The sequence below is a fragment of the Streptomyces achromogenes subsp. achromogenes genome (assembly GCF_000720835.1).
GTDB lineage: Bacteria > Actinomycetota > Actinomycetes > Streptomycetales > Streptomycetaceae > Streptomyces > Streptomyces achromogenes.
In genome coordinates, this window is record NZ_JODT01000004.1 from 1 (window position 1) to 22,565 (window position 22,565).

Consider the following 22,565-nt stretch of genomic DNA (forward strand, 5'->3'; position numbering starts at 1 on the left):
AGGGAAACGCCCGGTTACATTCCGAACCCGGAAGCTAAGCCTCACAGCGCCGATGGTACTGCAGGGGGGACCCTGTGGGAGAGTAGGACGCCGCCGAACTCCTTTTGAAGCTCCGGCTCTTGGGCACTGCCCAGGGGCCGGAGCTTTTTTTGCGTTGAGGTAAGGTCAATGAGCATCATTGGCTCGTTTCGCACAGGAGGCCCCCGGGTGGAGGTCCAGGAGACCCGTGTCCAAACGGACCGGGTCCTCACCATCCCCAACATCCTCAGCATGGCACGGCTCGTCGGCGTACCCCTGTTCCTGTGGCTGATCCTCAGGCCGGAGTTCGGCGGCCCGAAGAGTGATGGCTGGGCCCTCCTCGTGCTGGCGTTCAGCGGGGTCAGCGACTATCTCGACGGCAAGCTCGCCCGGCGCTGGAATCAGATCAGCAGCCTCGGCCGGCTCCTCGACCCCGCCGCCGACCGCCTCTACGTGCTTTCCACGCTCCTGGGGCTCACCTGGCGGGAGATCCTGCCGATCTGGCTGACCGCGCTCTTGCTCGCGCGTGAACTGGTTCTGCTGGTCATGGTGGGCATCCTTCGCCGGCACGGGTATCCGCCGCCCCAGGTGAACTTCCTCGGGAAGGCCGCCACGTTCAACTTGATGTACGCCTTCCCGCTCCTGCTCCTCAGTGACGGAAGTGGTTGGATCTCGTCACTCGCCGCTATTTTCGGATGGGCGTTCGCCGGATGGGGTACAACCCTGTATTGGTGGGCAGGAGTGCTCTACGTGGTTCAGGTCCGCCGATTGGTTCGGGCGGACACCATGGCCGATTGAGCTCGGCGATTGTCCTGACATAACGCCTCGATGGCCCGCGGTGTAAAAGTGCGGGACAATCTGGACGGGTGAAGTCGGCTAGACCGTCGTCTCTTGGAGGAGGACGCTTCCGACATGAAGGCCGTCGTGATGGCCGGGGGCGAAGGCACACGCCTGCGCCCCATGACCTCTAGCATGCCCAAGCCGCTCCTGCCCGTGGCGAATCGCCCGATCATGGAGCATGTGCTACGGCTGCTCAAAAGGCACGGGCTCACCGAGACCGTCGTCACCGTGCAGTTCCTGGCATCGCTCGTGAAGAACTACTTCGGTGACGGTGAAGAGCTCGGCATGGAGCTCACCTATGCCAATGAGGAGAAGCCACTCGGTACCGCCGGAAGCGTCAAGAACGCCGAGGAGGCGTTGAAGGACGATGCCTTCCTCGTCATCTCCGGCGATGCCCTGACCGACTTCGACCTCACCGAGCTGATCAACTTCCACAAGGAGAAGGGCGCGCTCGTCACGGTCTGTCTGACCCGCGTGCCCAATCCGCTGGAGTTCGGCATCACCATCGTCGACGAGGAAGGCAAGGTCGAACGCTTCCTGGAGAAGCCGACCTGGGGACAGGTCTTCTCCGACACCGTCAACACGGGCATCTACGTCATGGAGCCCGAAGTCTTCAACTACGTCGAGCCGGACGTGCCCGTCGACTGGTCCGGTGACGTCTTCCCGCAGCTCATGAAGGAAGGCAAGCCGATCTACGGCTATGTCGCCGAGGGCTACTGGGAGGACGTCGGCACGCACGAGAGCTATGTGAAGGCCCAGGCCGACGTCCTCGAAGGCAAGGTCGACGTCGACATCGACGGCTTCGAGATCTCGCCCGGCGTGTGGGTGGCCGAGGGGGCCGAAGTGCACCCCGACGCCGTACTGCGCGGACCGCTGTACATCGGCGACTACGCGAAGGTCGAGGCCGGCGCGGAGATCCGCGAGCACACGGTCGTCGGCTCCAACGTGGTCGTCAAGAGCGGGGCCTTCCTGCACAAGGCCGTCGTGCACGACAACGTCTACGTCGGGCAGCACAGCAATCTGCGCGGCTGTGTCGTCGGCAAGAACACCGACATCATGCGTGCCGCCAGAATCGAGGACGGCGCGGTCATCGGTGACGAGTGCCTGATCGGCGAGGAGTCGATCGTCCAGGGCAACGTCCGGGTCTACCCGTTCAAGACCATCGAGGCCGGCGCCTTCGTCAACACGTCGGTGATCTGGGAGTCACGCGGTCAGGCGCATCTGTTCGGCGCCCGTGGTGTCTCCGGCATCCTGAACGTGGAGATCACCCCCGAGCTGGCGGTACGGCTCGCCGGTGCCTATGCGACGACGCTGAAGAAGGGCGCCACCGTCACCACGGCCCGCGACCACTCCCGCGGTGCCCGGGCGCTCAAGCGGGCGGTGATCTCCGCGCTCCAGGCCAGCGCCATCGACGTACGCGACCTGGAGAACGTACCGCTGCCCGTGGCCCGGCAGCAGACCGCGCGGGGCAGCGCCGGCGGCATCATGATCCGGACCTCGCCCGGTGTCCCGGACTCCGTGGACATCATGTTCTTCGACGGCCAGGGCGGGGACCTCTCGCAGGGCGGCCAGCGCAAGCTCGACCGGGTGTTCGCGCGCCAGGAGTACCGGCGGGCGTTCCCGGGCGAGATCGGCGACCTGTACTTCCCGGCGAGCGTCTTCGACTCGTACACCGGGTCGCTGCTGCGCAACGTCGACACGACGGGGATAGCCGAGTCGGGGCTCAAGGTCGTCGTGGACGCCTCCAACGGCAGTGCCGGGCTGGTGCTGCCCAGCCTGCTCGGCAAGCTCGGAGTGGACTCGCTGACCATCAACCCCGGTCTGGACGAGTCCCGGCCCACCGAGACCGCCGAGATGCGGCGCAAGGGGCTGGTGCGGCTCGGGGAGATAGTGGCCTCCTCGGGTGCCGCGTTCGGTGTGCGGTTCGACCCCGTCGGCGAGCGGCTGTCGCTCGTGGACGAGAAGGGCCGGATCATCGAGGACGACCGCGCGCTGCTGGTGATGCTGGACCTGGTGGCCGCCGAGCGGCGCAGCGGGCGGGTGGCACTGCCGGTCACCACGACCCGGATCGCCGAGCAGGTGGCCGCCTACCACGGCACCCAGGTCGAGTGGACCACCACGTCGCCGGACGACCTCACGCGCGTCGGGCGCGAGGAGGGCACCATCTTCGGCGGCGACGGCAAGGGCGGGTTCATCGTCCCCGAGTTCAGCGGCGTGTACGACGGCACGGCGGCCTTCGTACGGCTCATCGGACTGGTGGCGCGCACCCAGCTCACGTTGAGCCAGATCGACGCCCGTATCCCGCGGGCGCACGTCCTCAAGCGGGACCTGGCGACGCCGTGGGCCGTCAAGGGCCTGGTGATGCGGCGCGTGGTCGAGGCCGCCGGGGACCGCTCCGTCGACACCACCGACGGTGTGCGGGTGGTGGAGAGCGACGGCCGCTGGGTGATGGTGCTGCCCGACCCGGCCGAGGCGGTCACCCATCTGTGGGCGGAGGGCCCCGACGACGCCTCCGCGCAGGCCCTGCTGGACGAGTGGTCGGCGGTCGTGGAGAGCGCCGGCCGGTGATCGCGCACGGGCCCGGGGCCGTCGGTACGGCGTCCCCGGGCCGAAACGAACGGCTCGGGGCGGCATAGCCCCCCGCACGCGCGCGTGCCGGACAAATGTCCCCCCAGGGGGGCCTGTCCGGCACGCCGGTGGGGCCGTTCGGAGGTACTGCTCGCGACATGCGACGATGTGCGGCATGCCGCAGCAACCCCCCGTTCGGAGCAGCCCCGCGCGGCCGCAGCGCCCGGACGCCTCCATGTCGTTGATCACCAACGTCATGGACCACAGCCTCGACGACGGATACGCCGAGGCCGCCGCCCGGCGGAAGTCCGCGGGCGAGGGCGGTCTGCCCAAGACCCTGCGGGCCAAGCTGGGCCTGGCCGCGGGACTGGTCCTCGCGGCCCTGGTGGTGACCGTGGGGGCGGCCCAGGCGCGGGTGTCGGCGCCCGTGGTGGCCAAGGAGCGCCAGGAGCTGATCGACCGCGTCGACAGCGAGACCGCGGACGCGGACCGGCTGGAGAGCACCGTCGACAAGCTGCGTGACGACGTCGACGCGCGCCGGCGGGCGGCCCTGAAGTCGAGCGGCGGCAGCGCCGAGGCAGACCTGGTGGGCTTGTTGTCGGGTGCCACCGCGGTGCACGGCCCCGGCGTGGAACTCGTCGTGAACGACGCCAAGGAGGCCGCCGGCGGCGGGGACGGCTCCAACCCCCGGGAGACGTCGGGCTTCTCCGACACCGGCCGGGTCCGGGACCGGGACATGCAGCGCGTGGTCAACGGACTGTGGGCGTCCGGGGCCGAGGCGGTCTCCATCAACGGGCAGCGGCTGACCGCCCTGTCCGCGATCAGGGCCGCGGGTGACGCGATACTGGTCGACAACAGGCCGCTGGTGCCGCCGTACACGGTGCTGGCGGTGGGGGACGGGCAGAAGTTGAGCACCAGGTTCCAGAACAGCGCCGACGGCCTGTATCTGCACGCCCTGGAGGAGAACTACGGCATCCGCGCCACCATCTCCACGGAGGGCGAGGTCCGGTTGCCCGCCGCTCCCAGTGTGATCGTACGTACAGCACAGCCGAAGTTCGGGAAGACCGGGAAGGGCACATCGTGATCGCCGTACTGGGCCTCGTCGTGGGAGTCGTGGCCGGCCTGTTGGTCCGGCCCGAGGTTCCGGCGGTCGTCGAGCCGTATCTGCCGATCGCCGTCGTCGCCGCGCTGGACGCCGTCTTCGGTGGTCTGCGGGCCATGCTGGACGGCATCTTCGACGACAAGGTCTTCGTGGTGTCGTTCCTGTCGAACGTGGTCGTCGCCGCCCTCATCGTCTTCCTGGGCGACAAGTTGGGCGTGGGCGCGCAGCTGTCCACGGGGGTGGTGGTCGTCCTGGGCATCCGGATCTTCTCCAACGCGGCGGCGATCCGCCGGCACGTGTTCCGGGCGTGACCTCCATGAGCGACCAGAACGAGCGGAACGACGCCAACGGACGGAACGCCGCCCACGGCGACCCGGAGGGTGCGCCGGGGAACCGGCTGCGCAAGGAGCTGCCGGCCGAGGTGCCGGTGCCCGCGCCCGGCACCGGCCCGCGGGCCGAGGAGCGGCCCGCGCAGCCGCTGACGGGCCGGCAGCGGCTCGTCAAGGGCCTGTGGCCGCCGCGTTTCACCCGGGCGCAACTCATCGTCGCCCTGCTGCTGTTCGGCCTCGGCTTCGGCCTGGCCGTGCAGGTGGCGTCGAACAGCGACACCGACAGCGCGCTGCGCGGCGCACGTCAGGAAGATCTCGTACGCATCCTCGATGAACTGGATTCGCGTACTCAGCGTCTTGAGGACGAGAAGCAGGGACTCGAAAGGCAGCGTCAGGAACTGCAGAGCAGCTCCGACCAGGCGGCCGAGGCACGCCGGCAGACCGCCGAGAAGGCGAGGCAACTCGGCATCCTGGCGGGCACCGTGGCGGCACAGGGTCCCGGCATCACCATGACGATCGAGGACACGAAGGGGACGGTCAAGGCGGACATGCTGCTCGACGCGATCCAGGAGTTGCGCGCGGCCGGCGCGGAGGCGATCCAGGTCAACGGGGTCCGGGTGGTCGCCGACACCTACTTCGCCGACTCCGACAGGAGTGTGAGCGTCGACGGGAACAAGATCAACGCGCCGTATCGTTTCAGGGTCATCGGCAAGCCGCAGGACCTGGAGCCGGCGCTGAACATCCCTGGAGGCGTGGTGCAGACTCTGAAGAAAGAGCAGGCCACGGTGACCGTGGAGCGGCCGGACAAGATCGTCGTGGACGCCTTGCGGCGAGCGGAGCGGCCTGACTACGCTCGGTCGTCCTCCCAGTGAACCGGCGGTGCATGGGGCTCGTCGGGCAGGGGCATGAGGTTGCGGGGGGTCGGCGCACCGAAGGGGTGGTGCGTGGTGGAAACTGTTTGGTGGATACGGACGTTGTGAGGATGTCCGGCTCGGCCGGTGTAGGCAATCAGGGTTCGTCCTGCCCCACGGGCGGGTCTGTTTCGGTCAAGGGGAATCGCCCGTGAAGTTGTTTGCGAAGTTGTTCGGCAAGAGCGCGCGAGAGGGCAGCGACAACGCCACCGCTCGCCATCGCGCACAGCCTGACGCGGAGGGCCAGCGCCCGCTGTTCCGGGACCAGGTCGCTGGTCCGGGCGGTGACATTCAGGGAGGTCAGGGCGCGGCGTCAGTTGACCCTGCCCAGTCCGGCGGCATAGGTTTCGGGCAACCGTCAACCTCAGGTACGGGTGGAGGGTTCGCCTCCGGCCCGTACGCGTCCAATGCCCCGGCGGGGCAGCCGCGGCAGGAGGATCCGTCGATGTCGGTCCTGGTGTGTACGAGGTGCGGTAACCGCAATCCGGAGAACGCGCGGTTCTGTTCCCACTGCGGGGCGCCGCTGCGTCCCGGTCTGACGCCGGAGCGGGCCTCCGAGACGACGTCCACGATCTCGATCTCCGGCCTGGAGGCGTACGACTCCGAGGCGACCGGCCAGACGCCGCTGCCGATGCTCTCCCCGGAGGCGCAGGCCGCGGTGGAGGCGCTGCCGCCGGGCTCGGCGCTGCTGGTCGTGCGCCGGGGGCCGAACTCGGGCAGCCGCTTCCTGCTGGACGGTGACCTGACGACGGCCGGCCGGCACCCGCAGAGCGACATCTTCCTGGACGACGTGACGGTCTCCCGGCGGCACGTGGAGTTCCGGCGCTCCCCGGACGGCTCCTTCACGGTGGCCGACGTGGGCAGCCTGAACGGCACGTACGTCAACCGCGAGCGCATCGACCAGGTCGCCCTGTCGAACGGTGACGAGGTGCAGATCGGCAAGTACCGGCTGGTGTTCTACGCGAGCCGGCAGGGCTACTGACCCGCCCCCGGACGGTGTCCGGGGGAACCCCAGAGGGAAGGTCCATGCTTCAAACACCGAGCGGCGGTGCCGGAAGCGGTACCGCCGCCAGGGACAGTGGGCTGATGAGCATCGGCACGGTGCTGAACGTGCTGCGCGACGAGTTCCCCGAAGTCACCATCTCCAAGATCCGCTTCCTGGAGTCGGAGGGGCTCGTCGAGCCGCGCCGGACCCCGTCGGGGTATCGCAAGTTCAGCGCCGAGGACGTCGAGCGTCTCGGCCACATCCTGCGGATGCAGCGGGACCACTATCTGCCGCTCAAGGTGATCCGGGAGCACCTGGACGCCATGGAGCGGGGCGAGGCCGTCCCGCTGCCCTTGGTCGGGCGCCAGCGCACCGCGCAGGACGCCTCGGCGGCGGTGGAGGGCCCTACGGTGGCCAGGGTGGGCAGGACCGAGCTGCTGGCCGCGGCGGACGTCGACGAGGGCGAGCTGAAGGAGTGGGAGTCCTACGGGCTCATCGCTCCGCTGGAGGACGGGGCGTACGACGCCGAGGCCGTCACGGTGGCCGCGCTGATCGCCGAGCTGGGCCGGTTCGGGATCGAGCCGCGCCACCTTCGGGTGATGAAGGCCGCCGCGGACCGTGAGGCCGGCCTGGTCGACCAGATCGTGGCCCCGCTCAAACGCCACCGCAACCCCCAGACCCGGGCACACGCCGAGGCCCGTACGAAGGAGCTGGCGGACCTCACGATGAAGCTGCACGCGGCCTTGGTGAAGACCGCTCTCGGGGTGCGGATCCCGTGAAATCGGGGGGTCCCCGGGCGGCCGGATCGGGCACCTGTTCCCGGCCCGACTACCCAAACGTCCCGGGCACGGCCTAGGGTTGCTGTGTGAACGAGCTCGATGTCGTAGGTGTCCGGGTCGAAATGCCCTCCAACCAACCGATCGTGCTCCTGCGCGAAGTGGGGGGCGACCGCTATCTCCCCATCTGGATCGGGCCGGGGGAGGCGACGGCGATCGCTTTCGCCCAGCAGGGCATGGCCCCCGCGCGACCGCTGACCCACGACCTGTTCAAGGACGTGCTGGAGGCCGTCGGCCAGGAGCTGACCGAGGTGCGCATCACCGATCTGCGAGAAGGCGTCTTCTACGCGGAGCTGGTGTTCGCCAGTGGGGTGGAGGTCAGCGCCCGCCCCTCCGATGCCATAGCGCTGGCTCTGCGCACCGGCACGCCGATCTACGGCAGTGACACGGTGCTGGACGACGCGGGCATCGCCATTCCCGACGAGCAGGAGGACGAGGTGGAGAAATTCCGGGAGTTCCTGGACCAGATCTCCCCCGAGGACTTCGGCACCAGCAGCCAGTGAGTGGCCCGGCCGGCCCGCCGGAGCAGGGGTTCCACCCGGCGAGGCCGCCGGCTCCGGCACGACCGTCTTCCTGGCACATGCCTCCGGCAGTGTGAGCGTCCTACCGTTCGCCGTGAGCGCATTCGGCTAGCCTTTCCCCGCGGTGGGACACGGGAAACCACTCCTAGGGTGATTATCACTCGGCGTGCCGAGTGTGGCGATCGTTGACGCACCCCTGGTGACTGCCTACCGTCGAGAAGGCAGGTCAAGGACGGAGGTCGGCGTGAGAACCAGCGGCGACGGTACGGTCGGGGGTGCCCCGGGACGCGGTTTCGGGGAGAGCGGTCCGTACCCGCCCCCGAGTTCACGGCTGCGCTCAGGCGGGGGACATGCCCATCGCGGCGGCGCGGTGGAGCACGCTCCGCAGCTGCCGACGGCGGTGCCGAACGGCGGAGGGGTGGCGTCCATGACGTCCGAGCAGATCGGCTACCGCGGGCCCACGGCCTGCGCTGCCGCCGGCATCACCTACCGACAGCTGGACTACTGGGCCCGCACCGGTCTGGTCGAGCCCAGCGTGCGGCCCGCCTACGGGTCGGGCACCCAGCGGCTGTACAGCTTCCGGGACGTCGTCGTCCTGAAGATCGTGAAGCGCTTTCTGGACACGGGCGTGTCACTCCAGAACATCCGCACGGCCGTGCAGCACCTCCGGGAACGCGGTTTCCGCGACCTGGAGCGGATGACTCTGATGAGCGACGGCGCCACCGTGTACGAGTGCTCCTCGCCGGACGAGGTCCACGCCCTGCTCCAGGGCGGTCAGGGCATCTTCGGCATCGCCGTGGGCGTGGTGTGGCGGGACGTGGAAAGCGCCCTCTCCCAGCTGCACGGCGAGCGCGTCGACACCGGTGAGACCCTGGTCGGGCACAACCCCGCGGACGAGCTGGCGCGGCGCCGCAACCGGGCGGTCTGACGCGACGGCGTCGGTGTCGGTGTCGGTGTCGGACGGTCCGACGCGTCCCGAGTGCGGGCGGTCCGGTGCTTTCGTGGCCGGGCGGTCGAAGCGTTGCGCCCAGGTGTGCGACGGGGCGTGGCCGGCCGGCCCGCGCCGGCCGGTTCCGCCGAGGGGTGCCCCTGCGCCACCGCATTGTCAGTGCCGTGGTGCAGCATCGGAGATGTGAGAAACGCGCCCACGATCCTGCATCTCGACATGGATGCCTTCTTCGCCTCGGTGGAGCAGGCGTCCAAGCCGAGCCTGCGCGGGAAGGCGGTCGTCGTGGGCGGGCTCGGGCCGCGCGGTGTGGTGGCCACCGCGTCGTACGAGGCGCGCGTGTTCGGGGTCCACTCGGCGATGCCCATGGCCCAGGCCCGCCGGCTCGCACCCAACGCCGCCTATCTGGTGCCGCGCTTCACCCTGTACCGGGCGATCAGCGAACAGGTGATGGCGTTGCTGCGGCAGCTGTCGCCGCTGGTGGAGCCGCTGAGCCTGGACGAGGCGTTCGTGGACCTGGAGGCCGGGGGAGCGGCCTGCGACGAGGCGTCGGCGCGCCGGGCCGGGCAGAAGCTGCGGGCGGACATCCGCGCGGTCACCGGGCTCACCGGTTCGGTGGGGCTCGCCGCCTCCAAGATGCTCGCGAAGATCGCCTCCGAGCAGGCCAAGCCGGACGGACTGGTGCTGATCGAGCCGGGTACCGAGCGGGACATGCTGGCGCCCATGCCGGTGCGTACGCTCCCGGGGGTCGGCCCGGCGACCGGGGACCATCTGCGCAGAGCCGGGATCACCACGGTGCAGGAGCTGGCGGAGGCGGGCGAGGACGAGCTGGTCCGGCTGCTCGGCAAGGCACACGGGCAGGCGCTGTTCGCGATGGCCCACGCCCGGGACGAGCGGCCGGTGGTGGCCGAGCGGGAGACCAAGTCGGTGTCGGTGGAGGACACGTACGACGTGGACATCCACGACCGGCTGCGGGTCGGCCTGGAGGTGCAGCGGCTGGCCGACCGGTGCGTGCGGCGGCTGCGCGGGGCCGGGCTGTCCGGGCGCACCATCGTGCTCAAGGTACGGCGGTACGACTTCTCGACCCTCACCCGCTCCGAGACGCTCCGAGGGCCCACGGACGATCCCGCCGTCATCCGCGAGGCGGCGGCGCGGCTGCTGGACTCCGTGGACACCACCGGCGGGGTACGGCTGCTCGGGGTCGGGGTGTCCGGGCTCGCCGACTACACCCAGGAGGACCTGTTCGCGCAGGCCATGCCGGTACGGGTGGTGGAGGAGCCGGAGGAAGCCGCCGTCGAGGCCGAGGCGGAGCGGCCGGAGCCCGCCGAGCGGCACTGGCGGGCCGGGCAGGATGTGCGGCACGTCGAGTACGGGCCGGGCTGGGTGCAGGGGAGCGGGCTGGGGAGGGTGACGGTGCGGTTCGAGACGCCGCAGTCGGAGCCGGGGCGTGTGCGGACGTTTTTCGTCGACGATCCTGCGCTGTCGTCTGCGGAGCCGTTGCCGTTGGTCGCGGATCTCTCCCACCCGCCCACCCGTCCCGGCCCGCCGAACAGTGGCCGACACGGGGCTCCGCCCCGGACCCCGGAGGAGCCCGGGGCCAGGGAGGCGTGGCCCCGGACCCCGGAGGCGTGCCCCGCCGGGGGGGAGTCCGCGGTCGGGGAGGCGTCCGCCGTCGGGAAGGCGTCCGCGGTCGGGGAGGCGTCCTCCGCCCCGGGGGACTCCGGCGTTCGGGAGACGTCCCGCGCCCAAGGGGAGTCCGGCCTTCGGGAGGAGCTCCTTGCCCGGGATGAGGCGCTCGCCCCTGAAGAGGGTCACGTCCCGGATGAGGTCCGTGCCTCTGCAGAAGGGGCCGCTGACCCGGATGAGGTCCGCGTCTCGGAAGAGGCCCCTGCCCTGGAAGGGTCCGCTGACCGGCGTCCCGGATGAGGCCCGTGCGCTGGAAGGGACCGCTGACCGGCGTCCCGGATGAGGCCGCTGACCCTGAAGAAGTCGGCGCGTCCGATGAGCCCCGCGCCGTGCAAGAGGTGCGCGCCCCGCATGGAACGGATTCGAAACCGGTGCTCGGGAGACGGACGCCCGTTGAGGGCGGCCCGAGCTGGGGGCAACGCCCGCAGCCGGGAGGGCTCCGGCAGGCGGAAGGCGCTCGCAGTCGGGAGGGTGCCCGCAGCCGGGAGGGCTCAGGCAGTCGGGAGCAGTCGGGAAGGCGCCGGCAGCCGGGGAGGCACCGGCAGGTGAGAGGGCTTCGGTAGCCGGGAGGGCTCAGGCAGTCGGGAGCAGTCGGGAAGGCGCCGGCAGCCGGGGAGGCACCGGCAGGTGAGAGGGCTTCGGTAGCGAAGGCGCCCGGCAGCAGGGGAGACGCCGACGGTCGGGAAGGCGCCCGCAGCCGGGGAGACGCCGACGGTCGGGAAGGTGTCCGCAGCCGGGGAGATGCCAGCGGTCGGGAAGGTGCCCCGGAGTGGGAGGAGGGGTGGGGGTGGGAGGGGCGCGGGGTCAGGTTTCCTCTGAGCCTGCCAGTCTGCCGAAGTCGTGGTCCGGGAGTGGGGGAGGGGAGGCGGTGTCGAGGCCGTAGTGGTGGTAGAGCTGGAGTTCCTGCTCGGGGGAGAGGTGGCGGCCCACGCCGAAGCCGGGGGCGTTCTTGATCAGGGCGCGGTCGAAGGGGACGCGCAGGGTGCCGTCGACGAGTTCGCTGGGTTCCAGGGGCACGAAGGCGTCCCGGGAGAACAGGCCGGTGCGTATGGCCGCCCACTCCGGCACGCCGGTCGCGTCGTCCAGGTACACCTCGTCGATGGTGCCGATCTTGGTGCCATCGCGGTCGAACGCCTTGCGGCCGATCAGGCTGCGCGGATCGATGTCGGTCTGCACGGTCCCTCTCCCTCCACGTGGTCGCAACTCATCCGTAAGCACTACGAAAGAGCACATTGGAGGAGGCGGCCACTCGAAGGCTGCCCCATTGACCTCGCTGGTAGGCTGACAGCGGCTGCTGACCCCGCGCGGGAGAGTCCTCCGACCACCTCGGAGGCGCCGAAGGAGCAACTCCTCCCCGGAATCTCTCAGGCTCACGTACCGCGCGGACGAGGTCACTCTGGAAAGCAGGGCGGGCGTCGACGGCTCCCGCCCTCGCCGACGGTGAAAGCCGGAGCCCGCGGGCGTCCGGTGAAGCTCTCAGGTGCAGATGACAGAGGGGGAGGCCGTCGGGGTACCCGCGCCGGGGTGCCCCTCGCAGGTCGCGTCAGACCAGGAGGCCTCCGCAATGACCGCCCATCGCATTCCGCTCTCCGATCTCGAAGCGGGCATCCCGTTCGAGCAGCGCCACATCGGGCCCGACCAGGAGGCGCGGGCCAAGATGCTCGCGCAGGTCGGTTACGGCTCGCTGGACGAGCTGACCGCCGCCGCGGTCCCGGATGTGATCAAGAACGCCGACTCCCTGGACCTGCCGGGCGCCCGCACCGAGGCCGAGGTGCTAGCCGAACTGCGTTCGCTCGCCGACCGCAACCAGGTCCTGCGTTCCATGATCGGCCTGGGCTACTACGGCACCTTCACCCCGCCCGTCATCCTGCGCAACGTCATGGAGAACCCCGCCTGGTACACGGCCTACACGCCGTACCAGCCGGAGATCTCCCAGGGCCGCCTGGAGGCCCTGCTGAACTTCCAGACGATGGTCGCCGAGCTGACCGGGCTGCCCACCTCCGGCGCCTCCCTGCTGGACGAGGGCACGGCCGCCGCCGAGGCGATGGCCCTGTCCCGGCGCATGGGCAAGAACAAGAAGGGCCTGTTCCTGGTCGACGCGGACGCGCTGCCGCAGACCATCGCCGTGATCGAGACCCGCGCCGAGCCGACCGGCGTGGAGGTCGTCGTCGCCGACCTGTCCGCCGGCATCCCGGCGGAGATCGCCGAGCGTGAGATCAACGGCGTGCTCCTCCAGTACCCGGGCGCCTCCGGTGCCGTACGGGACCTCAAGCCCGTCATCGACCAGGCGCACGAGCTGGGCGCCCTGGTGACCGTGGCCGCCGACCTGCTCGCCCTGACCCTGCTGACCTCGCCGGGCGAGCTGGGCGCGGACATCGCCGTGGGCACCACCCAGCGCTTCGGCGTGCCCATGGGCTTCGGCGGTCCGCACGCCGGCTACATGGCCGTACACGAGAAGTTCGCGCGCAGCCTGCCCGGTCGCCTGGTCGGCGTCTCCGTCGACGCCGACGGCCACAAGGCGTACCGGCTCGCGCTGCAGACCCGTGAGCAGCACATCCGCCGTGAGAAGGCCACCAGCAACATCTGTACCGCGCAGGTGCTGCTCGCCGTCATGGCCGGCATGTACGCCGTCTACCACGGTCCCGAGGGCCTGAGGACCATCGCGCGGCGCACGCACCGCTACGCCACCCTCCTCGCCGAGGGCCTGAAGGCCGCCGGCGTCGAGATCGTCCACGGCGCCTTCTTCGACACCGTCACCGCGCGCGTGCCCGGCAAGGCCGCCGGGATCGTCGCCGCCGCCCGGGACAAGGGCGTCAACCTGCGGCTGGTCGACGCCGACCACGTCTCCGTGGCCTGCGACGAGACCACCGACCGGGCCGGGCTGGACGCCGTCTGGTCCGCCTTCGGTGTCGAGGCCGACATCGAGGCGCTGGACGCGACCGCCGAGGACACCCTGCCCGAGGCGCTGCTGCGCACCGACGACTACCTCACCCACCCGGTCTTCCACCAGCACCGCTCCGAGACCGCCATGCTGCGCTACCTGCGCAGGCTGGCCGACCGCGACTACGCGCTCGACCGCGGCATGATCCCGCTGGGCTCCTGCACCATGAAGCTCAACGCGACCACGGAGATGGAGCCGGTCACCTGGCCCGAGTTCGGGCAGCTGCACCCCTTCGCGCCCGCCGAGCAGGCGCAGGGCTACCTCACCCTCATCCGTGAGCTGGAGGACCGTCTCGCCGAGGTCACCGGCTACGACAAGGTCTCCCTCCAGCCGAACGCCGGCTCCCAGGGCGAGCTGGCCGGTCTGCTCGCCGTCCGCGGCTACCACCGCGCCAACGGCGACGACCAGCGCACCGTCTGCCTGATCCCGTCCTCCGCGCACGGCACCAACGCCGCCAGCGCCGTGATGGCCGGCATGAAGGTCGTCGTCGTCAAGACCGCCGACGACGGCGAGATCGACGTCGAGGACCTGCGCGCCAAGATCGAGCAGCACCGCGACCAGCTGGCGGTGCTGATGATCACCTACCCGTCCACGCACGGTGTGTTCGAGGAGCACGTCGCCGACATCTGCGCCCGGGTCCACGAGGCCGGCGGTCAGGTGTACGTCGACGGCGCCAACCTCAACGCACTCGTCGGCCTCGCCAAGCCGGGCCACTTCGGCGGTGACGTCTCCCACCTGAACCTGCACAAGACCTTCTGCATCCCGCACGGCGGCGGCGGTCCGGGCGTCGGTCCGGTCGCGGTCCGCTCCCACCTCGCGCCGTACCTGCCGAACCACCCGCTCCAGCCGGAGGCCGGCCCGGAGACGGGCGTCGGCCCGATCTCGGCGGCCCCGTGGGGCAGCGCGGGCATCCTGCCCATCTCCTGGGCGTACGTCCGGCTGATGGGCGGCGAGGGCCTGAAGCGGGCCACCCAGGTGGCCGTGCTGTCGGCGAACTACATCGCCAAGCGCCTGGAGCCGCACTTCCCGGTGCTCTACACCGGCCCCGGCGGCCTGGTCGCGCACGAGTGCATCATCGACCTGCGCCCGATCACCAAGGCCACCGGCGTGAGCGTGGACGATGTCGCCAAGCGCCTGATCGACTACGGCTTCCACGCGCCGACCATGTCCTTCCCGGTGGCCGGCACGCTGATGATCGAGCCGACCGAGTCGGAGGACATCACCGAGCTGGACCGTTTCTGCGACGCGATGATCGCCATCCGCGCGGAGATCGAGAAGGTCGGCTCGGGCGAGTGGCCCGCGGAGGACAACCCGCTGCGGAACGCCCCGCACACCGCGGCCGCGCTGGGCGGCGAGTGGACGCACGCCTACAGCCGTGAGCAGGCCGTCTTCCCGGCCGGTGTGTCGGCCGCCGACAAGTACTGGCCGCCGGTGCGCCGCATCGACCAGGCCTTCGGCGACCGCAACCTGGTGTGCTCCTGCCCGCCGCTGGACGCGTACGAGGACTGAGCGCACCGCTCGCCGCTCGGAAGGCCCCGCCCGGAACGTCACGTTCCCTCCGGGCGGGGCCTTCCCGTTTCCCGCTGCTACGGCGCCGCCAGTGAGACCTCGGTCGCCTTGATCAGGGCGATGACCTCCGAGCCGACGAAGAGGCCGAGGTCGGCGACCGCGTCCCGGGTGATGACGGCGGTGAGTTCGCCGGCGGCCGTGGCGATCTTCACGGAGGCCATGACCTCGCCCGGGCGAACCTCGGTGATGGTGCCCGGGAACCGGTTGCGGATGGACAGCCCCTCGGCCTGGCGGGCGGCGAGGGCGACCTCGGTGGACTTCACCAGGGCGTGCACGGCCTTGCCGGGGGCGAGGGAGAGCTGCTCGGCGGCCTCCAGGGTGATGGCGGCCAGCAGGTGCGGGCCGCCGTCCAGTCGGACCCGGACGGTGGCCATCACCTGGCCCGCGTGGACCTCGGTGACGGTGCCGGGCAGCTGGTTGCGGATGCTCAGGGTCATGGGCACCCACCGTAGGGCGCGGGTCCGGTCAGGCCGGGTAGGCGTGGGTCTGGGCCGCCTTCACCGTCGCCCAGACCGGTGTACCGGGGCGCAGGTCCAGCTCGGCGGCGGCGACCGTCGTCAGATCCGCGGCGAGCGGGAGGTCGCCGGTGAGGTCGGCGCGGATCCGGTCGCCGTGCGTCTCCAGGCCGGTGACCTCGCAGCGCCACAGGTTGCGGGCGCTCACCCCCGAGGGCCGGTCGCGGAACAGGGTCACGGCGGACGGCGGGAACGCCACGAAGGCCGGTCCGGACAGCTCCTCCGTCGTCGTGACCGCGGGCCCGGCGTCGAGCCGTACGGTGTGCCCCGCGGCCCGTCCCCGGTAGAGGTTGAGGCCGACGAGCCGGGCGATGTAGTCCGTGCGCGGGTGCCGGGCGATGTCGGCGGGGGTGCCCTGCTGTACGACCCGGCCGTGTTCCACGACCACCAGGCGGTCCGCGAGCACCATGGCGTCCAGCGGATCGTGTGTCACCAGCACCGAGACCGCCTCGAACTCGGCCAGGTGGCGGCGGAGCCCGGCGCGGACCTCCAGGCGGGTACGGGCGTCCAGGGCCGCCAGTGGCTCGTCCAGGAGCAGCAGGCGGGGGCGGGTGGCGAGGGCGCGGGCGAGGGCCACGCGCTGGGCCTGGCCGCCGGACAGCCGGCGTGGCTTGGTGGCCGCGTGGCCGGCGAGGCCCATGCGGTCCAGCCAGGCCGCCGCCCGGGCCCGGGCCTCGGCCTTGCCCACGCCCTGGCAGCGGGGGCCGAAGGCGACGTTGTCCAGGGCCGACAGGTGGGGGAAGAGCAGGTAGTCCTGGAAGACGACGCCGACCGGACGGGCCTCGGGGGGTGTGTGCTCCAGGGCGGTGCCGTCCAGGTGCAGGTGGCCGTCCGTGAGGGGGGTGAGGCCGGCGAGGGCGCGCAGGGCGGTGGTCTTGCCGGCGCCGTTGGGGCCGAGGAGGGCCACGACCTCGCCGGGGGCGGCCTTCAGGGTCACGTCCAGACGGAATCCGGACCGGTCGACCACGAGGCGGGCGTCCAGGCCGCCGGCCGCGGGTTCGGGTGCGGTGGCGGCCCGCTCGGGGGTCCCCGGGGCGGGTGCGGGGCTGGTGCCGTCGGCGGGTTGCTCGTGGGGGTGCGGGTCGGTGTGGGTCATGGGGTGGTCATCCAGCGGTCCCTGAGGGCTGCCAGGACCGCGATGGACACGGTGAGCAGCACGAGGCTGAGGGCGATGGCGGCCTCCGGGTCGTTCTGGAGGGCGAGGTAGACCGAGAGCGGCATGGTCTGGGTGCGGCCGGGGAAGTTGCCCGCGAAGGTGATCGTCGCGCCGAACTCGCCGAGCGCCCGCGCCCAGGCCAGCACCGCGCCGGCCGCGATGCCGGGCGCGATCAGCGGCAGCGTGACCCGGCGGAACGCGGTGAAGCGGGACGCGCCGAGCGTGGTGGCCGCTTCCTCGTAGCGCGGGTCCGCGGCGCGCAGCGTGCCCTCGACGCTGATCACCAGGAACGGCATCGCCACGAACGCCTCCGCGATCACGACCCCGGTGGTGGTGAACGGCAGGGTGATCCCGAACCACGCGTCCAGCCACTGTCCGACGACACCGTTGCGCCCGAGGGCCAGCAGCAGCGCCACACCGCCGACGACCGGCGGCAGCACCAGCGGCAGGGTGACCAGGGCCCGTACCAGGCCGCGGCCGGGGAACTCCGTACGGGCCAGCAGCCAGGCCAGCGGCACGCCGAGGACGAGGCTCACGGCGGTCGCCGCGGTGGCGCTGATCAGCGACAGCTGGAGCGCCTGCCACACCTCGGTGCTGCCCAGCTGCCGCGGCAGGGCGCGCCAGGGCGCGCGGAGGAGCAGCGCGAGCAGCGGCAGCAGCAGGAAGGCCAGCGCCAGCAGGCCCGGCAGCAGCAGTGGCAACGGCACCCCGCGTCGGCCCCCCGCGCCGGCGCGGCGGCGTCGCGGCCGGCCCGGACGGGGGCCGGCCGCGGCACCGGGCTTGTCGAGCGAGGTCACGGCTTGAGGAATCCCGCCTCGCCCAGCACCTTCTGGCCGTCGGCGGACCGCACGAGGGCGATGAACGCCTGGGCCGCCTCGGTGTTCCGGCCGTTCTTCAGCGCGGCGATCGGGTAGTCGTTGACGGCGCCGGCGGACTCGGGGAACTCCACGCCCCGCACCTTGCCCTGCGCCGCCTTCACGTCGGTCTTGTAGACGATCGCGGCGTCCGCCTCGTCCAGTTCGACCTTGTTCAGGGCGCTCTTGACGTCCTGTTCGTAGGAGACGGGGGTGAGCTCGATCCCGGCGGCGTCCAGGGCCTTTCGCGCGGCGGCGCCGCAGGGCACGGTCTTGTCGCACAGGACGACCTTCAGCCCGGACTTGGTGAGGTCCTTCAGGGAGGACACCTTCGCGGGGTTGCCCGGCCGGGTGGCGATCTCCAGCTGGTTGCGCACGAAGGTGACCGGGGCGCCGGACGCGTCTCCCGCGTCCGTCACGGTCTTCATCGTCCTGGGGCTGGCGGCGGCGAAGACGTCGGCGGGGGCGCCGCCGGTGATGCTCGCGGCGAGGGTGTCGCTGCCGCTGAAGTTGAAGCTGACCTTGGTCCCGGGGTGCCGGTGCTCGAACTCCTTGCCCAGGGTCGTGAAGCTCTCCTTCAGGGAGGCGGCGGCGAACACGGTGACCGTGCCGGACAGCTTCGGGGAAGCCGACGCGCCCGAGGAGCCGGGCGTCCCGGTGTCCGGCGCGTCGGAGGAGTCCGACGAGGAGGAGCAGGCGGTCAGGGCCAGTACGGCGGCGGCTCCCGCACCGGCCAGTCGCAGCAGCCGCCGGGTCCGGCGCGCGGAACGGGTCATCACGGATCGACTCCTCGGTTCTGGGACAACGGTCGCGCCCTGGCACGCCCGTTGATCGGCCGTGCGGCGATGATACTGCCGCATCTGCGAGGCAGAAGTATCCTGTCGCATCGCATGAGCCGGGAGTACGAGTCTTGTAGCTTGCATGTGCGTTCGCACGGCGTGGTGCCCCTGTGACAGGGGGAGCGGCCGTCGGCGGCACACCGGTCAGACGCGGTCGATGTGCACGTTCGTCGACTTCACGCGCGCGGTGGCCTCCATGCCGACCTCCAGGCCCAGTTCCTCCACGGCTTCCCGGGTCAGCAGCGAGACGAGCCGGTGCGGGCCCGCCTGGATCTCCACCTGGGCGGCGACGTCGCCCAGCTTGATCGCGGTGACGATGCCGGGGAAGGCGTTGCGGACGGAGGTGTACGGGGCCTCCTCCTCGCCGCCGTCACCCTTGGCGAGTTCGACGGAGAACGCGGCGAGGTCCCTGCCGTCGACGAGCCGGCGCCCGGACTCGTCGCGGTGGGTGGCCACCCGGCCGGCGTCGGCCCAGCGGCGGGCGGTGTCGGGGCTGACGCCGAGCAGCCGCGCGGCCTGGCCGATGGTGTAGGACTGCATGCCGGTCACGATAGAGCCAGATGCCGGGAACCGTGTGCGGGGGCCGGGGCACTCACGTCGTACCGACCGGTGTCGTACCGACCGGTGTCGTACCGACCGGGTGCGGGTGGTGGTCGGGCCGTGCGGAGTGGATGTCCGGCTCAGCCGGTGTGTACCCGCGGCCGGCGTTCCCGGTCCGGTTCCGCCTCGCGCAGCACCTCGCGGGTGACCGGGGCGACTTCGCCCTGCCCGAAGAGGAAGAAGCGGAGGAAGTTGGCGAACGGATTGCCCTCGGTCCACTCGAAGTAGATGTGCGGGGTGCAGCCGGTGGCGTCCCGGACGTGCAGCAGCAGCGCGGCGAGGGCGTTCGGGATGGAGGCGGACTCCAGCGTCAGCACCCGGTAGCGCTCGTGCAGCACCTCGCCGCGCACGGTCAGCCCCGCCTCGAACTCGGACGGGTCGGTGACCGTGACCTCGACGAAGACGAAGTCCTCCTGCGCCGGGATGTCGTTGTCGGCCTTGATCTGCTCGGCCTTGTCCCGGTACTCGGCCTTGTCCCGCCGCCCCGGCTTGTTGGCGATGAAACGGATGCGCCGGTGGGCCATGTCCCGGACGAACCGTTCCGCCATCGGGTCGAGCGTCACATGGGTCACGCGCAGTTCGAAGGCGCGGGCGAGCCGGGACAGCAGCGATATCAGCATGATCCCGACGATGAAGCAGGCGCCGATCTTCACACCGTCCGGACGCTCGATGACGTTCACCACGGTCGTGTAGAGGAACACCGCCGAGATGGCTCCGAACGCGAGGGTCCAGCCGCGCTGGCCCGCCTTGCGCGCGGCGATGGTCACCGCGATCGCGGCCGAGCTGATCAGCACCAGCACACCGGTGGCGTAGGCCCCGCCCTGCTTGTCGACGTTCGCGTCGAAGATCCACGTCACCAGGAAGGCGACCAGGGTGAAGACGATGACCATCGGGCGCACCGCCCGGGCCCAGTGCGGTGCCATGCCGTAGCGGGGCAGATAGCGCGGCATCAGGTTGAGCAGTCCGGCCATGGCGGAGGCGCCCGCGAACCAGAGGATGGCGATGGTCGAGACGTCGTACACCGTGCCGAAGGCGTTGCCGAGGTACTCGTGCGCGAGGTAGGCGAGCGCGCGGCCGTTGGCCTCGCCGCCCGGCTTGAACTCCCGTTCCGGGATGAGCAGCGTGGTGATGAAGCTGGTGGTGATCAGGAAGCAACTCATCACCAGCGCGGCGGTGGTCAGCAGCTTCTTGGTGTCCCGGATCCGGCCGGCCGGACGCTCGTCGGTGTCACCCGGGTCGCCCTGGACGTGCGGCATGACGGCGACGCCGGTCTCGAAGCCGGACAGGCCGAGGGCGAGCTTCGGGAAGACGATCAGCGCCACGCCGATCATCACGAAGACGTTGCCGTGCTCGGTGGTCAGGGCACCGCTCCAGTCGGTGATCACATGCCCGGCGGTGATCACATGCCACAGGCCGGTGATCACGACGACGACGTTCAGCAGGAGATAGATGCCGACCAGGGCGACCGCGACGCCGATCGCCTCCAGGAAGCCTTTGAGGAACACCGCGCCGAGCAGTGCGACCAGGAACAGGGTGATCAGCATCTGCTTGCCTTGCAGGGCTTCCGTCAGATGCGGGTTCTCGACCAGGTGGGTGGAGGCGTCGGCGGCCGAGAGCGTGATGGTGATCAGGAAGTCGGTCGCCGCGAAGCCCAGCAGGGTGAGGACGAACAGCTTGCCCTTCCAGAAGGAGAGCAGCCGCTCCAGCATCGCGATGGAGCCCTCGCCGCGCGGGCTCTCCTCGGCCACGCGCCGGTAGACCGGCAGGGCGCCGGCCAGGGTGACCACGACCAGCACGATGGTCGCCACCGGTGACAGCAGGCCGGCCGCCAGGGCCGCGATGCCCGGCTGGTAACCGAGGGTGGAGAAGTAGTCGACACCGGTCAGACACATCACCCGCCACCAGCGCTGGCCCTTGTGGGCGGGCTCCGGCTCGGCGTGCGGACCCGGGTGCTGCTTGGCCAGATCGGACAGACCCTCCAGCATCCAGGCGCGCAGGCGGCCGGTACTGGGAGGGCGTTCGGTCGTGGCCATCGGTGTGCTCCTGACGTGTGGCGGCTCTTTCCGGCCATCACCCGGACGGTGGCACCAGCGTAAGCAGAGAGTGACGCTCGGGCCTGCGGATCGGCGGGCCGACGGCGTCAAGCTTGCGTTAAGAATGGTCCGGGAACGCGGGGGCCGCACGAAGAAGGCGAGGCCGGGACCGGTGCGCCGAGACGGCGCCGAGAGGGTGACCGGAGGCGGGGTGCCGGGGGGCGACCGGGCGACGGCCACCGAGTGTCATGGCGTACGAGGCGCAGTGCTCCCTGCCTGGATGAGGACCGCCGCGGATCATGGCCGGGACGCGGTGCCGGACGGGTGCCGGCTGGGGTGAGGCCGGCCGTGTGACATGGCGTCGGAGGGAGGGCGTGCGGGGTGGGGGGTGGCCGCCTGGTGTCATGCGTCGTGGGGCGTAGTGGTGGTGCCGTGGGTGTGCCGCGGGGCGCCGGTTCTGTGGTGTCCCTGCAAGCACGAGCATGCTTGCGTCATCCGTTGCCCGGTCCTCCGGCTGGATCCTCGCCAGCGGTCCCGCCTCCTGGAGATCGTCCAGAACCACCGCGAGCGCATCCGCGAGGCCCGTGCCAGCGGCCGGCTTGGCGAGGTCGAAGGCCTTCAAGTCAGCTCTGACGCCGCGATGGCCAGACCGGGAGAACCCGGATACCGGCCCTGATCCTGTCACCGAGAGAGGTCGGCTCGGCGAAGACCGCGGAACACCTCCGCGGTCGCCCATCCGCGCAGCGTGGCGTGAATCGACGAGCGGAATGCGACCTCGGCCGTGGTGGCGTCGAGGGCCCCGGCCAGTTCGAGAGTCACGAGCCCATGCAGGGTTGCCCAGATCGACAGGGCGATCGCCGTTGCGTCGCCGGCGAGGACGGACTCCGTCAAGGCGCGATCGATCGCCGCGAGGAGCGGACGGACCGGGTCACTGGCACCGACCTCCCCTGACGGGTCGAAGGACTGCACACCACCGAACAGCACCGTGTACAGGTGGCTGTTTCCGCACCCCCAACGACGGTAGGCGACGGCCAGCGCGTAGAGGTCGGCGAGAGGGTCCGCGGAGGTCTGCACCGCCGACACGTGCTGGAACAGGCCGGCGACGGCTCTGTCGCGCACCGCGCCGATCAGCCCGTCCTTACCACCGAACAAGGAGTACACCGCCGTCGTCGACGCCTCGGCAGCGGCAGCCACGGCGCGGACCGTGACCGACTCCTGCGGACGGGTGGCGAGCATCTCGGTCGCGCACTCCACAAGCCGCTCTTTGACGGCCTCGTCGTTTGTTCTCGGCCTACCCACGGCCAGCAGCCTACCCC

18 protein-coding genes, 1 rRNA gene, 1 pseudogene and 1 riboswitch are annotated in these 22,565 nt (G+C 71.0%); of the genes and pseudogenes, 12 read left to right on the top strand and 8 right to left on the bottom strand.

Annotation, left to right across the window (positions count from 1 at the left end):
* From rrf to IH25_RS0104920, 11 genes and pseudogenes are all read left to right on the top strand, one after another.
* Window positions 1-99 (top strand): 5S ribosomal RNA (rrf, locus tag IH25_RS38500); the annotation flags it as partial.
* A 108-nt stretch (window positions 100-207) separates the two neighbouring features.
* Window positions 208-816: a CDP-alcohol phosphatidyltransferase family protein gene (locus tag IH25_RS0104875; RefSeq protein WP_030603418.1), complete on the top strand. Its 609-nt coding sequence runs from the start codon at window positions 208-210 to the stop codon at window positions 814-816.
* A gap of 114 nt (window positions 817-930) precedes the next feature.
* On the top strand, window positions 931-3,426 hold the full coding sequence (locus IH25_RS0104880) for a mannose-1-phosphate guanyltransferase (RefSeq protein WP_030603423.1): 2,496 nt from the start codon (window positions 931-933) through the stop codon (window positions 3,424-3,426).
* A gap of 175 nt (window positions 3,427-3,601) precedes the next feature.
* The gene (locus IH25_RS0104885; protein ID WP_245172701.1) at window positions 3,602-4,510 is read left to right on the top strand and encodes a DUF881 domain-containing protein; all 909 of its coding nucleotides are present in this window, start codon (window positions 3,602-3,604) and stop codon (window positions 4,508-4,510) included.
* Window positions 4,507-4,839 (top strand): small basic family protein, encoded by a 333-nt coding sequence (locus IH25_RS0104890; protein WP_003988855.1) that lies wholly within the window; start codon window positions 4,507-4,509, stop codon window positions 4,837-4,839. Before IH25_RS0104885 ends, IH25_RS0104890 begins: the two co-directional genes overlap by 4 nt.
* Before the next feature lie 5 nt (window positions 4,840-4,844).
* Entirely contained in the window at window positions 4,845-5,729 is an 885-nt protein-coding gene (locus IH25_RS0104895) for a DUF881 domain-containing protein (RefSeq protein WP_030603429.1), read from the top strand.
* A gap of 190 nt (window positions 5,730-5,919) precedes the next feature.
* A complete protein-coding gene (locus IH25_RS39040; RefSeq protein WP_209445270.1) occupies window positions 5,920-6,750 on the top strand; it encodes an FHA domain-containing protein in 831 nt (276 codons plus the stop codon).
* A 44-nt stretch (window positions 6,751-6,794) separates the two neighbouring features.
* Window positions 6,795-7,532, top strand: a complete 738-nt coding sequence (ftsR, locus tag IH25_RS0104905) for a transcriptional regulator FtsR (RefSeq protein ID WP_030603434.1) — start codon at window positions 6,795-6,797, stop codon at window positions 7,530-7,532.
* A gap of 86 nt (window positions 7,533-7,618) precedes the next feature.
* Entirely contained in the window at window positions 7,619-8,092 is a 474-nt protein-coding gene (locus IH25_RS0104910; RefSeq protein ID WP_026253112.1) for a bifunctional nuclease family protein, read from the top strand.
* 262 nt (window positions 8,093-8,354) lie between these two features.
* On the top strand, window positions 8,355-9,038 hold the full coding sequence (locus tag IH25_RS0104915; RefSeq protein WP_107058324.1) for a MerR family transcriptional regulator: 684 nt from the start codon (window positions 8,355-8,357) through the stop codon (window positions 9,036-9,038).
* 204 nt (window positions 9,039-9,242) lie between these two features.
* Window positions 9,243-10,643 (top strand): annotated as a pseudogene (locus tag IH25_RS0104920) (DNA polymerase IV); the annotation flags it as partial.
* Between the two features lie 903 nt (window positions 10,644-11,546).
* Here IH25_RS0104920 and IH25_RS0104925 read toward each other — a convergent pair.
* Window positions 11,547-11,918, bottom strand: coding sequence for a PRC-barrel domain-containing protein (locus tag IH25_RS0104925; RefSeq protein WP_030603441.1), 372 nt, complete (start codon window positions 11,916-11,918; stop codon window positions 11,547-11,549).
* Window positions 11,919-12,037: 119 nt separating this feature from the next.
* Window positions 12,038-12,132, top strand: a riboswitch (glycine riboswitch).
* Window positions 12,133-12,306: 174 nt separating this feature from the next.
* On the opposite strand from IH25_RS0104925, the gene gcvP reads away from it, so the two are divergent.
* Entirely contained in the window at window positions 12,307-15,192 is a 2,886-nt protein-coding gene (gcvP, locus tag IH25_RS0104930; protein ID WP_030603444.1) for an aminomethyl-transferring glycine dehydrogenase, read from the top strand.
* A 77-nt stretch (window positions 15,193-15,269) separates the two neighbouring features.
* Here the strand turns inward: gcvP and IH25_RS0104935 are convergent, their stop codons facing one another.
* The 7 genes from IH25_RS0104935 to IH25_RS0104965 all read right to left on the bottom strand — a co-directional run bounded on the left by IH25_RS0104935 (window position 15,270) and on the right by IH25_RS0104965 (window position 22,548).
* The gene (locus IH25_RS0104935; RefSeq protein WP_030603447.1) at window positions 15,270-15,689 is read right to left on the bottom strand and encodes a TOBE domain-containing protein; all 420 of its coding nucleotides are present in this window, start codon (window positions 15,687-15,689) and stop codon (window positions 15,270-15,272) included.
* 28 nt (window positions 15,690-15,717) lie between these two features.
* A complete protein-coding gene (locus IH25_RS0104940; protein ID WP_245172703.1) occupies window positions 15,718-16,863 on the bottom strand; it encodes an ABC transporter ATP-binding protein in 1,146 nt (381 codons plus the stop codon).
* The gene (gene modB, locus IH25_RS0104945; RefSeq protein WP_030603451.1) at window positions 16,860-17,720 is read right to left on the bottom strand and encodes a molybdate ABC transporter permease subunit; all 861 of its coding nucleotides are present in this window, start codon (window positions 17,718-17,720) and stop codon (window positions 16,860-16,862) included. Before modB ends, IH25_RS0104940 begins: the two co-directional genes overlap by 4 nt.
* Window positions 17,717-18,553 (bottom strand): molybdate ABC transporter substrate-binding protein, encoded by an 837-nt coding sequence (modA, locus tag IH25_RS0104950; RefSeq protein ID WP_030603454.1) that lies wholly within the window; start codon window positions 18,551-18,553, stop codon window positions 17,717-17,719. Before modA ends, modB begins: the two co-directional genes overlap by 4 nt.
* A 207-nt stretch (window positions 18,554-18,760) precedes the next feature.
* The gene (locus IH25_RS0104955; protein ID WP_030603457.1) at window positions 18,761-19,156 is read right to left on the bottom strand and encodes a TOBE domain-containing protein; all 396 of its coding nucleotides are present in this window, start codon (window positions 19,154-19,156) and stop codon (window positions 18,761-18,763) included.
* Between the two features lie 140 nt (window positions 19,157-19,296).
* On the bottom strand, window positions 19,297-21,249 hold the full coding sequence (locus tag IH25_RS0104960; RefSeq protein WP_030603460.1) for an APC family permease: 1,953 nt from the start codon (window positions 21,247-21,249) through the stop codon (window positions 19,297-19,299).
* Between the two features lie 681 nt (window positions 21,250-21,930).
* Window positions 21,931-22,548 (bottom strand): TetR/AcrR family transcriptional regulator, encoded by a 618-nt coding sequence (locus IH25_RS0104965; RefSeq protein WP_030603464.1) that lies wholly within the window; start codon window positions 22,546-22,548, stop codon window positions 21,931-21,933.
* Window positions 22,549-22,565: the final 17 nt, after the last annotated feature.